The organism is Planctopirus limnophila DSM 3776 (genome assembly GCF_000092105.1).
Classification (GTDB): domain Bacteria; phylum Planctomycetota; class Planctomycetia; order Planctomycetales; family Planctomycetaceae; genus Planctopirus; species Planctopirus limnophila.
This window is the reverse complement of sequence record NC_014148.1, coordinates 2,233,730-2,248,482: the sequence shown is the minus strand read 5'-3', so window position 1 is coordinate 2,248,482 and position 14,753 is coordinate 2,233,730. Positions and strand designations below refer to the sequence as shown.

General features: G+C 52.5%; 8 protein-coding genes. 4 read left to right on the top strand and 4 right to left on the bottom strand.

Annotation, left to right across the window (positions count from 1 at the left end; genetic code table 11):
• Positions 1 to 43 precede the first annotated feature (43 nt).
• Complete coding sequence (locus PLIM_RS08960) at positions 44 to 1,741, bottom strand: DUF1549 domain-containing protein (RefSeq protein WP_013109988.1); 1,698 nt, start codon at positions 1,739 to 1,741, stop codon at positions 44 to 46.
• A gap of 392 nt (positions 1,742 to 2,133) precedes the next feature.
• Here PLIM_RS08960 and PLIM_RS08950 point away from each other — a divergent pair, with 392 nt between their 5' ends.
• The 4 genes from PLIM_RS08950 (at position 2,134) to PLIM_RS08935 (ending at position 11,905) form a co-directional block, all read left to right on the top strand.
• Entirely contained in the window at positions 2,134 to 4,266 is a 2,133-nt protein-coding gene (locus PLIM_RS08950; RefSeq protein ID WP_013109987.1) for an alpha/beta hydrolase family protein, read from the top strand.
• Between the two features lie 127 nt (positions 4,267 to 4,393).
• Positions 4,394 to 7,141 carry a glycosyl hydrolase family 28-related protein gene (locus PLIM_RS08945; RefSeq protein WP_013109986.1) on the top strand — a complete coding sequence of 916 codons (2,748 nt, stop codon included), beginning with the start codon at positions 4,394 to 4,396 and terminating at the stop codon, positions 7,139 to 7,141.
• Positions 7,142 to 7,242: 101 nt separating this feature from the next.
• Positions 7,243 to 8,550, top strand: a complete 1,308-nt coding sequence (locus PLIM_RS08940; protein WP_041403393.1) for an NAD(P)/FAD-dependent oxidoreductase — start codon at positions 7,243 to 7,245, stop codon at positions 8,548 to 8,550.
• Positions 8,551 to 8,671: 121 nt separating this feature from the next.
• Positions 8,672 to 11,905 (top strand): c-type cytochrome, encoded by a 3,234-nt coding sequence (locus tag PLIM_RS08935; protein ID WP_013109984.1) that lies wholly within the window; start codon positions 8,672 to 8,674, stop codon positions 11,903 to 11,905.
• Positions 11,906 to 12,024: 119 nt separating this feature from the next.
• Here the strand turns inward: PLIM_RS08935 and PLIM_RS08930 are convergent, their stop codons facing one another.
• The 3 genes from PLIM_RS08930 to PLIM_RS08920 form a co-directional block, all read right to left on the bottom strand.
• A complete protein-coding gene (locus PLIM_RS08930) occupies positions 12,025 to 12,987 on the bottom strand; it encodes a threonine/serine dehydratase (RefSeq protein WP_013109983.1) in 963 nt (320 codons plus the stop codon).
• Positions 12,988 to 13,125: 138 nt separating this feature from the next.
• Positions 13,126 to 13,803 carry a hypothetical protein gene (locus PLIM_RS22715; RefSeq protein ID WP_013109982.1) on the bottom strand — a complete coding sequence of 226 codons (678 nt, stop codon included), beginning with the start codon at positions 13,801 to 13,803 and terminating at the stop codon, positions 13,126 to 13,128.
• A gap of 207 nt (positions 13,804 to 14,010) precedes the next feature.
• Positions 14,011 to 14,679 carry an HAD hydrolase-like protein gene (locus PLIM_RS08920; protein WP_013109981.1) on the bottom strand — a complete coding sequence of 223 codons (669 nt, stop codon included), beginning with the start codon at positions 14,677 to 14,679 and terminating at the stop codon, positions 14,011 to 14,013.
• Between the last annotated feature and the right edge of the window lie 74 nt (positions 14,680 to 14,753).

The following is a 14,753-nucleotide window of genomic DNA, read 5'->3' as shown; positions in this document are numbered from 1 at the left end:
TTGAAAATCCGGTTGTTTGCCGTCTGTTCGTCGTGGTGTCGATTCAATAGTTAAAGCGGAATTCAGGGCTGGTGATCATGGCCCAGAGCATTTGCTGAAATGCCTCCGGGAGACGTTCATTTCGCTCCAGCAGGTAGTTACGAAACATCGAAACTTCGTCTTCTTCTGCTCTTCTTGTAAAAACGATTTCAAAGCTGGTCTGGATCAGAGAATCCATCCTTCTGGCATGTAAATCCTCTTGAGTTTGCTGTGCTTTCCACTGGTTGGAGAGAAAATTGACCAGCCGATCATCCGAGGATTTCAGGTAGTTGTTCTGGATCTGTGCTGCATTATTGAATAGCAGGGCTTCCGTCACACTAATCTGGAAGTTCTCACCCGGATATTCGAGCAATCTGGCTGTGCCGGAAGCCTTCTTTTCCAATTCTGTACGAAAAGATTTCCATGTGTTTGGATCAACGCCCTGCTCATGGAAATCACTTGAAGGAATCTTTTCCGGGTTCATGGTGGCGATGATCAAGGAGACCGTCAGTTGCTGAGGAGTCAGCGGCTTGATGGCTGCGACAGCAAACTGATCTGCGGGAGGGGCCGGTGTGTCGTACACCCATTGAGATGATCGCGCATAGGCATCGCTCAGGACGATTCCTCGAATGAGCCGACTCAAATCAAAACCATGGTCGATGAAATCTCTTTCGAGCCAGTCGAGCAGGACGGGATGATTCGATGGATTTCCGGAATGCATCTGATCGACGGGATGAACCAATCCTCGCCCCATGAGTCGAGCCCATGTGCGATTAATAATCGAACGGGCCATAAAGGTTCGATTGGCAGGATCTAATGCCAGCTTGACGAACTCTTTGCGTGGGCTGAATTCGAGCTCGGCAGGTGGTGCCAAACCTTCCTTCTCACGCTGGTTCCGAACCATTTCAGCGTCGGCTTTTTTCTGTTCGTCCGTCCGTTTGTCTTCAGGCGCCGTGACTGTCGCTCCCGTGAGGAACATCAGTCTGGCTGCTTTTTCGACTCCCGATGTCGTCTTGAAGTTCAGCTCGGTGGGTGGTCTCTCTGCCAGACGACCAGCACGTGTCTGATAGGTTTGTGCCAGAAAAGCCTGCAGGCCAAAGTAATGATCCTGCTTCCAGTCTTCGACCAGCGGGTGGTCATGGCATTTCGCGCAGTTGATGCTGACACCCAGAAGTAGCGAACTTGTGTCGTTCGTTAAATCATCCAGGTCGTTGAGGCGTGACTTGAGAAAATGTGCCGCTCCGCGCTGTGCCTCGATATTCTGATCCGGTGCCAGCAGTTCACGAAAGGTCTCATCCCAAGGCTGGTTCTCTTCGCAAGCTTTCAGGAGGTAATCTTTCCATTCTTGCGGACTGTTTCCACCCGCAGAAAGCATTGCGTCCAGCTCATTGCGAAGATGAATCGCGTAGTCGGCGGCTGACATCAAACGATCAACGAGTCGTAACTGACGTTCGGAAGCCGAATCCTGCTCGTAGGCACGGATTTCTGCCGAAGTCGGGATTCGTCCCGAAAGATCCAGTGTTGTTCGGCGCAGCAGAGAACGATCATCTGTCCGGCGAGCCGGCACAATCCCGGCGCGATCATGAGATTCTTGCAGCAGGCGATCAATCGCGGTGGAAATGCTCAAATCCGGAGATGGAATTTCTGCCGCTTGAACAACACAACTCCAGACCAGTATTGGGGCCATTGCAGCCGCAATCACAAAAATTCTGGTTGGGTTCATGGTGGGCCTCAACAGATCTTGAGGAAGTTCGGGCGGAATATTCTGGCAGAGCTGGCAGAGATTCCATCACATTAACACTTGCTTATATGATCGGCAAGCAAGATCCTGATGATCGATCACAACTTGTCAGCGAAAGGATTCCTCAAAACTTTTTCTCAGGACATTAAGCTCGTGGAATACGGAATTTTAGGTTGATGGAATCGCACTGGGGCTCTGAATTCGATTTCTGAAGGTCGATTCATTCACTTTTTGCAAAAACCTTCGTTCCTGACCTTAGCTTGCAGACTTTGTGGAAGATGCCGGTTATGACGATTTAATGAAAAATCACTCCATCGCAAAGATCATTCTGGATGAGTGTCGTAAGTCTTACTGTGAATCCAAAGGAAACCACTATGCTTTCTCGGAGATCGATGCTGGGAGTCACTGCCCTGGGTGTTGCAGGAACTGGTGTGTCGGTCATCGGGGGTCTGGCAGGTGGTGTTCAAAGCAGCTCAGGAACTGCGATGGCAAACAACACGCCTCATGAGCCAGCAACCATCCCATCGAATTCAGAAAGTGTGATCCAGAATCTCAAAGAACAGGAAAAACTTCCTCCCATCCAGCGATTTGGCCGGATGATGCACAATTACATCGATGGTCAGATCCGCGAAAAAATGCAGGAACGCCAATCGAAACTCTCTCAGATCAATACCCGCGAAGCGGCTCTTTCTTACATTCAGGATGTCAGTCAGAAGATCAGAACAGCCTTTGGCAGTTTTCCAGAACGCACTCCGCTCAATGCGCGGATCACTGGAACTCTCAATAGAGATACGTATCGCGTTGACAAACTGTTGTATGAAAGTCAGCCCGGTTTTTTTGTGACGGCGAATCTTTACGTGCCAACGGCCACAAAAGGCCCCTTCCCGGCTGTCGTGGGGGAATGTGGCCATGCCGTAAATGGCAAGGCCTATCCTTCATACCAGTCGTTTGCGCAAGGTTTGGCCAGGCAAGGTTACATTGTGTTGATCTTTGACCCGGTGAGTCAGGGAGAAAGAATCCAGTATCCTGCGGATGATGCAGCGAAGTCCCGGATCGGGATCGGCGTGCTGGAACACCTTCATGAAGGGAATCAGCAGTTCCTGATCAATGAGTTTCTGGGGACGACCCGTGCCTGGGATGCAATTCGTGCGTTGGATTATCTCCAGTCGCGCGAGGATGTGATTCCTCATCAGATCGGGATTACAGGAAGTTCCGGCGGTGGCACCTTGACCATGTGGCTGTGTGGTCTCGATTCCCGGTGGGGAATGGCGGCCCCCAGTTGTGCGGTGACTTCTTTCTATCGAAACTTTCAGAATGAACTCCCCACGGATACGGAACAGTGTCCGCCTGAAGCTTTGCAGTTCGGTCTGGATCATGCCGACTTTGTGGCGGTCATGGCTCCGAAGCCGGTCGTCATTCTTGCCCAGGAGGAAGACTTCTTTGATGTGCGTGGGACCATTCAGGCTTATGAAGAGCTTCGCAAAATCTGGCGTTTGCTGGGTCATGAAGACAACTTGAAACTCTCGATTGCACCGGGTGGGCATGACTATTCTCGCGTGAGCCGGGAAGCGATGTATGCCCATTTCCATCAGGCCACCGGTCAATCCAAAGCCAGTACCGAACCTCAGATCCTACTGGAAAAAGATGCCGATCTGTTCGTGACCACTCAAGGCCAGGTGGCGGAACTCAAAGGAGCGACGGTCTTCAGTATGACGGCTCAGAAAGCTCGATTGATCGCACAGGCTCGCCCTCGAAAGGTCGGCGAGGATTGGAAAAAGCATCTTCGAGCATGCCTTCAGCTTCCTGAAAAATTCTCCGTACCCGACTACCGCATTCTTCGAAGTGTCTCAGGGCGCAAGTATCCACGCCCCGGTGTGACTCATTATGCACTTCAGACAGAGCCTGGAATTGAAACGATTGTCTATCGCCTCGCCCAGCAGCGATTGGAATCAAGGCCACCCGTTCTGAAGGAAGGTTGCTCACTTTATGTGTCGGATCTCTCTACCGACAGCGAACTTCGTGAAGAAGCGTGGTTGCGCCGGCGGATAGAATCAAATCCCGATCAACCCTTCTTCGCCTGCGACCTGCGTGGCGTTGGTGATTCCCGCCCCGACACCTGTGGTGGCACACAAACTTATCTTCAGCCTTACGGCAACGACTACTTTTATGCGATTCATTCACTCATGTTGGGGCGCTCGATTCCATGCCAGCGAGTCTTCGATCTGCTTTCGACAATTGCCTGGCTCAAGTCTTTAGGGCATTCATCGATTGAATTGGTCGCCTTGGATCGTGGAACAATCCCGGCACTCCTCGCTGCCTGCCTGTCCGCAGAGATTGCCAGTGTGCAGTTTGTGGGATTGCCCGACAGTTATCTGGCAATGGCGAACACAGAGGATTATCAGTGGCCGCTATCTTCCATGATTCCCGATGTCCTCTCAAAGTTTGATTTGCCGGATGCTGTCGAACAGATCAAGTCACGCGGCATTCGCTGGATGGATGTGTCTTGAGAGTTGGCATCATCTAGTGGTCGGGTTTTGATGGCGATTCGAGAGGATCGACCAAATGACTTGGCTGGATGCATCGCGAGCGGGAATCCTTAGAGATCTTTAGAGATTTGAATGAGGCACTCCGACCATGATTCAAAGACATCTATACCGACACCATTTCCAGGCCAAGGTGCTGATCGCAGCATGTATCAGCCAGTTCGCAATCATTCTGACGTGTAAAGCCAGCCTGGCTGATGATCAGCCCGTGCCCAGTGTCGCAAGTCAGATGGAATCTCTGCTGTGGAGCTTCGAAGAAAAGCTGAATGCCATATCGAATACTGCAACAACCCCGGTTGAGCCCCTCGCTTCGTCAGTCACCGGCACTTTTCCCTTGAGTGAAGATACTCCGGGTGAATTCATTTATGACCCACTCACCAGGAAATCGCGGCACAACCGCCACAGTGTGAGTTTCTCAGAATCGCACGAAAGCAGTCGGCCACTGGTCTATGAACTGCCCCGCTCCATGTGGGAGAACCCATCCCGTGGGTTCACACTTGAGTGTTTTATCCACCCGGCAGACGAAGCCGGGAATAATGCCTTGATCTGTGGGTTTCCTGGTACTGAAAAATCCAGTACTCAACTGGCACTCGAATGGAACTGGAACCCGAATCATCATGTCACATTCCATGGCTTTGGCTATCGCATGACTGATGGGCGTCAGGAAAGGTTTCCTGTGGGTCATTACCTGTCGACGTCACGGCTCCAAAGGGAGAAAAATCCCTGGCGACATTTGGCTTTGGTCTATGACCGCCAGGCATCGATGTTGACCTGCTGGATCGATTATCACCTTTCGAAATCCACTGAGATCAAAGATTTAACCACTCAAAGTCTTGGGAACTTTTATATCGGGGGGAGTAAGGATCGCTGGGGCGTTCATGGCAAAATCGATGAGGTACGACTCGTCACGCAACCTCTCGATCCCGCCCAGTTCTTGAGAGCCAGAAAAGATGCGATCGAGGAGGTGGATTTTGTCTCGACTCAGAAGGTCGTTCCAATAGATGCGGGCTGCTATGACGTCAAACGCCACTTTGGTGCGGCGGGTGATGGCCGCACGGATGACACCGCTGCCATCAATGCGGCGTTTGCACATCTGGCCGACAAAGTTCCCCTCGCTCGAAACACCTTGGTGTTTCCTGAAGGTGTGTATCTCGTGAGTGATATGCTCTATTGCTCCCGGTTTATCGACATCAAGGGTGCGGGGCCCGATAAAACGTTTCTTCGACTTAAAGATCAGATTTTTACTGATAAGGAAGCACCCAAACCCGTCCTGAGAATGAGTTCTACCAAGGAGACGCCAGGTTCTCATCCCTGGGTGAATGGCAGCAGTATCGCGCTCTATCTCGAAGGAATGACGATTGATACCGGCAAGGGAAATCCCGGTGCCAAGGGATTGGAGTACCATTCCAACAATCTTGGCAGGCTCGAAAACGTCTTCATTCGCTCGGGCGATGGTAGCGGTTTGGTCGGACTTGACCTGACACATCATGATGTGGGGCCGGCGCTGGCAAAACATGTTTCAATTTCTGGTTTCGATGTCGGTGTGGCGATCAATTACCAGGAGTACAGCCATACTTTTGAGCATCTCACGCTGAGAAATCAGCGAGTGGTGGGCATTCGCAATCGCGGCAATATCCTCGCGATTCGCAGTCTCAAAAGTGAAAACCAGGTTCCCGCGATGGAAACAGTCGGCGCCAACTCGATGGTCACACTGCTCGACTCTGAACTGTTGGGCGGGAGCAATTCGGCCAATGCGATTGAATCAGCCGGTGCGCTCTATGCGTGTCGCGTCAAAACGTCCGGTTATCGCCATGCAGTTCACCAGCAAGGTCTCAGTAAACCACCTCTTGAATACTCGGAACAAACCATCGAAGGGCCGTGGATCGAAGAGTTGACGGGTCAGAAAGTGGTTCAAGGCTTCGGTCATCCCACAGGAAGCCTTCGGCTCAAGATTGAGGAGACACCTGAACCGAAGGTGCCACCCGTCGAGGAGTGGGTTAACTTGTTGAAGTATGCCCATCGAGTGGTTGATGAAAACTGGTCTTTGGCCTTACAGGCGGCTGTGGATGATGGTGCCCGAGTGGTTTATCTCCCTGCCAATGAGCGATTTCAATGGAAGACTCCCGTGAAGCTCCATGCACCGCTGGAGCGAATCGTGGGTTTTGGTCACGAAATCGGTTGGCATCCCAGTGTTTGGAGTCGATCGGGAGATTTCGAGCAGACCGACGCTAAGGCTGCTCCTCCGCCCCTCCTGATCTTCGATGCACCGCAGGCAGGGCACACCCTGGTTTTTGATCGGCTGGAATGTCAGCACGTGCAGCATGCCTCGCCAGCGACTCTCGTTTTACGAAGCAGTTCACCCAGGCGTTACAGCACCACGGTTGCGGGGAGTGGTGGAAAACTGTTTGCCGAAGATGTGGGCGGGGCAGATTGGCATTTCGATCATCCACAATCGGTCTGGGTACGTCAGTGGAACCCGGAAAGTCACGCTGCAGGGCCTTGTATCCACAGCCGTGGTGCTACGATCTGGTCACTCGGCTTCAAGACCGAGTACGAAAGCCAGAAGTTGCTGGCGGAAGCGGGGGCAAAAACTGAAATTCTGGGGGCGTTCATTTATCCCATAGGAAAGATTCCTGAAGAACGACCTGTCTTTGAGAATCGGGACTCGCAACTTTCCTTGATCTATGGCCTGAGTGTCTACCAATCGAACCATTCCGTGCAGATTATTGATCAGCAAGGGAGCGAGCGGCGGCAGGTCAAAAATGAGGCTTTGCTGTGGGTGGGTAGCCGAGGTCGCATGGATCTCTACACTTCCACTGGTCAGATTCTTTCCAAATGAAGTCTGATTCTCTCAATTCGCAACAGGCCGAACGTGAGAGAGCAGATTTGGAATGTGATCCCAGGATTAACTTGAGAGCCTCTGATGAGAAAGTTTGCGGAGTGACGACGGATTCGGTTGGAATTGTCGGGGCGGGCCTGGCCGGATTGGCCTGCGCTCTCCAGTTATCTTCCATGGGAATTCCGTGTGCAGTCTTCGAGGCCAGCGATGCACCGGGAGGACGCATCCGCACAGATTTCCATGAGGGATTTCGCCTGGATCGTGGTTTTCAAGTCTTGCAGACGGCGTATCCAGAAGCTCAGGCCGTCCTTGATTATCCTGCACTCAAACTTTGTTCGTTTAATCCCGGTGCTTTGGTCCATTATCAAGGTGACTGGAAATTGATGGCCGACCCCTGGCGAAAGCCATCGACAGCGTGGGCCAGTTTGAATTCTGGTTTCGCAAACTTTGCTGACTTCTGGAAGCTGTACCGCCTTCGCCAGCGGTTACTCTCGACGAGTATCGAGCAGATCTGGGATGAGCCCGAGTTACCAACCATCGACTACCTGCAGAAGAACATTGGCTTCTCCAGATCGCTGATCGAAGCTTTTTTTCGTCCGTGGTACTCCGGCATTTTTCTGGAGGCCGACCTGCAGACAACCAGTCGATTCTTCAACTTTGTTTTCAAAATGTTAGCGGAAGGTGAGGCCGCACTCCCTGCTCTGGGAATGCAGCAGATTCCCGAGCAACTGGCCAGCCGGCTTCCCCAAGGGACAATCCATTATCTTTCGCCGGTCGAGAAGATTGACGGCCAGACGCTGGTTTTCGCCAACGGAAGGAAAGAATCCTTTCCCACAATTGTTCTCGCCACAGATGGCCTTTCTGCCACAAGGCTGAGTGAAGGATTCATCCCGGTAACGAAAACATGTTCGACGGCCTGCCTCTACTTCAGTTGTGAGATACCGCATGTTGCTCATCGCTGGTTAATGCTCAATGGAGACGGGCATGGGCCTATCAACAATCTTTGCTTCCCAGCCGGTGTCTCTCCCGATTACGCACCAGCAGGCAAAACTCTGATATCAGCATCAGTGGTGGGGGCAGCCGCCCAAAGCGATCCAGAGAAATTGCAGTCTGATGTTCGCCAGCAGATTGAAAGCTGGTTCGGCTTGAAATCGAAATCGCATTCGCAGGCTAATCCATGGTCGGGATCTCCATTGCCGCAACTGGAGCATTTGCGAACCTATCGGATCGAGCATGCGCTGCCAGCGCAGCCCGTTGGAAAACTCTCGGGATCGCGACTGAAGCATGATTTTCGGCCAGCGATGCTCAGACCTGGACTCTACATTGCGGGTGATTATCTGGAGACAGCTTCGATTCAAGGGGCGTTGGCAAGTGGTCGCCGGGTGGCGGAAGCGATTGTCAATCATTGATTGACCAGGATGTGGCCCTGTGACGAGGTGCCCTATGGAGTTTCGTTCTCGAATGCGTTAACTCTAGGATCAAGTTTTTAATCTGCGGGATGATAGCTTCATTGATGGGCAGGTGTGATTTATGAGTCGGCATCAAGTTCTCGCCAATCCTTGGCATCGTTTTCGGTTGGTCTGTTCTTGCAGCCTGTTGGTGCTGTGCGGATCGAACATCTCTCTTCAAGCTGAGGACCCTGCTGAGAAAAAATGGTCGCAGCCTGTCGAACGCATGCCCGTCAATGGCCGGGAGCTGACTGCCGGTACCGATTCAAAGTTTCCGGCTGAGAATGCTCCTTGGATTTGGGGCCCATCGTACGACTCACCTTATGTACTCAAGAAGTCGTGGGTTGTTCCCGAAGGTCTCGTGGCTGCGCAGCTTGTCGCCACGTGCGATAACGAGATGGAGTTGTTCCTGAATGGGAAGTCGATTGGTTCGAGCAACGAATGGCAAACTCCCATCACCATCCCTCTCACAGGTAAGCTCGCCAAGGGGGAAAATGTTCTGACGGCGAAAGTCAGCAATGAAGGCGGGATCGCGGCGTTTGCCTGCCGCCTGAGTATGAAAGATGCCCAGGGAAAAGTCTCCACTATCGAGAGCGACGAGAGCTGGCAGGCTTTTTCAAGCGACGATCTTCCGAAACAGCACCCCATCAAGCTGGTGGCCAAGCCGGGAGAAGGCCCATGGGGCCAGGTGATGACAAATGCGAACGAAGTCAGTCCCGCAGCGAAGAGTTTTTCAGTCCCCAGCGGCTTTGAAGTCGAACGCCTGTTTGTGGTCCCCCGGGATGAACTGGGTTCATGGGTGGCGATTACTTCGGATCCTAAGGGTCGGCTGATTGCCAGTGATCAAGGTGGCAAAGGCCTGGTGCGAATTACACCAGCCCCTCTCGATGGCACCGGTGAAACCATCGTTGAAAAAATTCCAGTCGAACTTTCGGGAGCACAAGGGCTTCTCTGGGCTTTTGATGCTCTCTACGTGGTGTGCAATGGTGGGCCAGGCAGCGGGCTCTATCGAGCCACCGACAGCAACGGAGATGATGTTCTCGACAAAGTTGAGAAACTTCGCGATCTGCAAGGTGGTGGTGAGCATGGCCCGCATAGCATTGTGCTTTCGCCCGACGGTCAAAAGCTGTTTGTGATTTGCGGCAATCACACCAAAGTTCCGTTCAACGTCAAAGATCTTACCCCGCCGCAAACGATGGGGGGGATTCGTACTGAGCAGCGACGCGTCGAAGTCGCGGGAGATGGTGCCAGTCGATTGCCTGCCAACTGGGATGAAGATCAGATCATCACTCGCATGTGGGATGCCAATGGGCATGCCGCCGGGATTCTGGCTCCCGGTGGATATGTCGTTTCTACAGACAAAGACGGCAAAAGCTGGGAAGTCTGGAGTGCGGGTTATCGCAATCCCTACGACATGGCTTTCAACACTGATGGTGAATTGTTTGTCTACGATGCCGACATGGAGTGGGATTTTGGCACTCCCTGGTATCGGCCCACACGCGTCAACCATGCCACCAGCGGCAGTGAACTGGGGTGGCGCAGTGGCAGTGCGAAATGGCCTGCGATTTTTCCAGACAGTTTACCCGCTCTGTATGACATTGGTCCCGGTTCACCGGTCGGTGTGACGTTTGGATATGGCACTCGCTTCCCGGCCAAATACCAGCAGGCGCTGTACCTTTGTGATTGGACGTTCGGGACGATGTACGCCATTCATCTCACTCCGGAAGGTTCAAGTTACCGTGCCACGCGTGAGGAGTTTGTCTCTCGCACACCTCTCCCACTGACAGATGTCACGATTGGTCGTGATGGAGCGATGTACTTCACGGTAGGTGGACGTGGCGGGCAGGGTGAACTTTATCGTGTGCGCTACAGGGGAAATGAATCCACACAGCCCGTCATGGCAAAATCCGAAGAGGGGGCCGCGCTCCGTTCTGTGAGACGCGAACTCGAAAGTTTCCACACATCTGCGGCCAATCCGGATCAAGCAATTCCCAAAGCTTTGGCAAATCTAGGGCATGAAGACCGGTACATTCGCTATGCAGCCCGAGTAGCACTTGAGCATCAACCTGTCGCTCAATGGAAAGAAAAGGCTCTTGCCTCCAATTCTCCACTTGCTCTGATCGAAGGGGCCATCGCGTTGGCCCATCAGACAGATCCTTCCGATCAGCCAGCGATCCTGAAAGCTCTTGACCAGATTGATATTGATAAGCTTTCAGTCACCCAGAAGGTCTGGCTGCTCAGAGCCTACGAATTGGCGATGATTCGACTGGGCGAGCCCTCAGCCGAGTTTAAGAAGAGTTTCGCCGCCCGATGGAATCCCCAATTCCCCAGTGGAGAGTTCGATCTCGACCGGCAACTCTCCTCGATGCTGGTCGCTGTCAGAGCCCCGGGAATTGTCACCAAACTGGTCAGTCTCCTCTCAGAACAATCCAGTTCGCGTGGGCGTCCCACCAATCTGGCACCTGATGAAAATGCACTCAAAGAGTTGATCACCCGTAATGCTGGCTATGGAAGTGCCGTGCGGGCATCTCTCGAACGCGGTGGTGACCTGTTACAGATTCATTACGCCTATGCCTTGCGAACCATTCATGACCGGGATGCCTGGACGATTGATGATCGCAAGGGATATCACGGCTGGTTCCAGCGGGCTCGTGAATGGGCCGGTGGCAACAGTTTCCGCAAGTTTCTAGTCAACATGGAGAACGAGAGCCTTACGGGGCTCTCTGAAAACGAAAAACTGGCACTGGAAGTTCTCGGTGCCCGTAAGCCTTACACACCACCCCCTCTGCCAAAGCCGATGGGCCCTGGTAAAGCCTGGACACAGGACGAGGTGATGGCTCTGGTGACGAGTGGCCGACTCGATCGAGGTCGAAACTTCGAAAAAGGCAAACGTGCCTTTGCGGCCGCACGTTGTATTGTCTGTCATCGCTTTGGTGAAGACGGTGGAGCCACCGGGCCCGATATGACACAGGTCGCTGGCCGATTCCAACTCAAGGATCTTGTCGAAGCGATTGTCGAACCCAGCAAGGTTGTTTCGGATCAATACAAAGCCAGCGTAGTGGAGACAGCCGACGGTCGCTCACTGGTCGGGCGGATTGTGCATGAATCGCCGACGTCGATTCTGCTGGTGACGGACCCCGAAGATGCGACCAAGTTTGTCGAACTGCAGAGGAAAGATATTGAGTCAATTGCCCCAGCACAGGAATCGCTGATGCCTAAGGGATTACTGAGCACTCTCAATGAGGAGGAGCTACTGGATCTGCTGGCGTACTCGATTTCTCGAAACAATCCGCGAGACGCGAGATTCAAAAAATAGAGACTTTCGCAACGGAAGAGCCTGAATACGAAAAGACCGCAGCGGCAAGTGTTGTCGCTGCGGTCTTTTCTTCATCCAGAGCTTCTTGCGGCATTCCTGAAGATGTCTGCTGTTGATCATCAAGACCAGGGCAAGCGATCAAGATCGAGATTCCCCCCACTGAGAATGAGGCCCACTTTTTTGCCACGCAGTGGGAGTCGATTTTGCAAGACCGCTGCAAAAGGGACGGCTCCTGATGGCTCAACCACAATCTTCATCACTTCCCAGAGCAGCCTGGTGGCTTTGAGAATCTCTTCATCGGAAACGGTGCCGATGGCAGCGACATGCTGTTGAATAATGGGGAATGTGTTCTCACCCAGAGCTGTCCGCAAACCATCAGCAATCGTTTGAGGTGAGTTCATAGGCTGCCGAACGCCAGTCGCTAACGAACGAGCCGCATCATCGGCACCGGTGGGCTCAGCTCCAAAAGTCAAACATTGGTGGTCAGTCGCCTGGCTGTGATGATGAGCAACAATGGCCGTTCCGCTGAGGAGACCTCCACCACCAACCGGTGCCACGATGGCATCCAGGTGGGGGACTTCGTCGAGCAGTTCCAAGGCACATGTCCCCTGCCCTGCGACAATCCGCAGGTCGTCAAAGGGATGAATCAGCGTTCCACCCGTTTCTTGAACCAGTTGATCAGCCGCCATCTGACGTGCGGCTGCTGTTGGTTCACAGAGGATCACGTTACCGCCGAGTCTTCTGGTCGATTCGATTTTTGCCTTCGGAGCGTTACCAGGCATCACGATAAAGGCCGGTACCCCTCGATTCTTTCCCGCCAATGCGAGTGCCGCCGCATGATTACCAGAGGAGTGCGTCACGACTCCATTGTGTGCCAGCTCCTCCTCCAGCAGGAATGTGGCGTTATGGGCTCCACGAACCTTGAATGAACCAGTGCGCTGGAGGTTTTCACACTTGAAGTAAAGTTCAGCCTCACACAATTTATTCAACGTATGGCTGGTGAGGACTGGCGTGCGGTGGATCCAAGGGGCGATGCGCACAGCAGCAGATTGGATATTCTCGTAGAGGTTGATGGTGGGCATTTTCCATGTAGACCAGAAATCGGTTGATCAGCAGGCTGATACAGGCGGAACTTTTGAGAACAAAGATTTTGACATAAGTCGCGGTCAACTTCTCAATCCGCTGAGCCAACTCCCGTAATTCTATTACTACTTCCCGAATCATGCTGTCTGGTCAGACGGTTCAGATTTGGTGGGTATTTCCGGTTTCGGGGCGGCATTACTGCCCAATTGAAAAGCCGCATATGTCGCCAAACCAAAAAACAGCAGATCATAAGGACTGAAGCTGGCCATGAAGGCTTGATGACGAATCAGGGTAGCCATTTCGCCTTGAAATTCGTCAATCATTTTCTGACTTTCTGCGAGTTGAGCCGCTTTCTGCTCAGCCGTGAGAGTTTCCCAGGACTTGTTCACAGACTCGACAATATCGACCGGGTAATCTTCCAGTGATTCTGCGGTGTCGGAATTTTTTCCATTTCTCCATTCGATGGGCTGCTGTTTTTCAGTTCTTTCCGTGACGAGTTGATCAGCCATTCCCAGCTTTAAATTGTCATCAGTCACCCGCGTATCCATTTTCTGGACAACTTCATTGGCTTGAAGCGTGGCTGCTGCATACTTACCACCCGTCACAGAGACAATCGCGAGCACGGCTGCAATCGCGCCTGGGACAAAGCCTTGCCATGTCCCAGCGCCCAGCTTGACGCAGTAGCCGACGAGTATCCCCACCAGAATGGCGACATAGCCGACTTCATAGTTGGTGAAATAGATGATCGCGGCCCAGATCGTCGCGCCTAGTGCTCCACCAACAATGCCGCCACCAATCATGCTGGGAAAATTCATTAGCACACCCCTTGATCTGCGAGAATCAGGACTTCATTGAATATGTTTTAGATATTCGCTTCAAAGCAAATCTACGCGGTCAGGGTACAGATGTGGATTCTTGATTGCCAAGTAAAATATGAGTCAGTAATTGTTTCCGACAATAAGATTGAGAGAAGCTGGTCAATCGTTGCGAAAGTTCCACCTGATGACTTTTTTGGTTACTTCTCAAGGCGTAACGGGCTGATGAAAGGCCCAGTTGTTTAACAGCAGACTGAGTTCGCCAGGTGTGTCGACAAGCGCATGAGCGCCGGCCTGAGTCAACTCTTCGTGAGAGCCGTATCCCCACAGGACGCCAATGGCAGCAAGCTGATTGCTTCTGGCACCGTAGACATCATGTTCTCGATCACCAATCATCAGGGTGTCGGCTGGCGAAAGCTGTTCCTTCTGCAAGAGATGATTCAGCAGTTCAACTTTGTTGGTGCGGGTCCCATCGAGTTCGCTCCCGTAGACATTGAGAAAATACTGATCCAGACCGAAGTGGGCGATAATCCGGCGTGCATAGACAGCCGGTTTTGAAGTGGCGACCCAGAGCGTGTGTTTCTGGCGATCGAGCCCCTCAAGAACTTCAACAATCCCATCGACAAGCCGGTTCTCATAAAGCCCTGATGCAGTGAATCGTTCACGGTAGGACTTGAGGCAATTGTCCAGCAGATCCTGGTTGTCACTCCCGGTTAACTGCTGGAAGCTCGATCGAAGTGGTGGGCCGATGCACCACTTCAAATTTTGCGCAGCAGGTGCTTCAAAACCGTTCTGTTTCAAAGCATAGCGAATACAGTTTGTAATCCCTTCAAATGGATCTGTGAGCGTACCATCGAGATCGAACAGCAGATGCATACTTGTGGGCCCATTCAGACAGATTCTCTTGAACTGGATTCGATGATTGATGTCAGTCGTTCAAAGGATCGTCC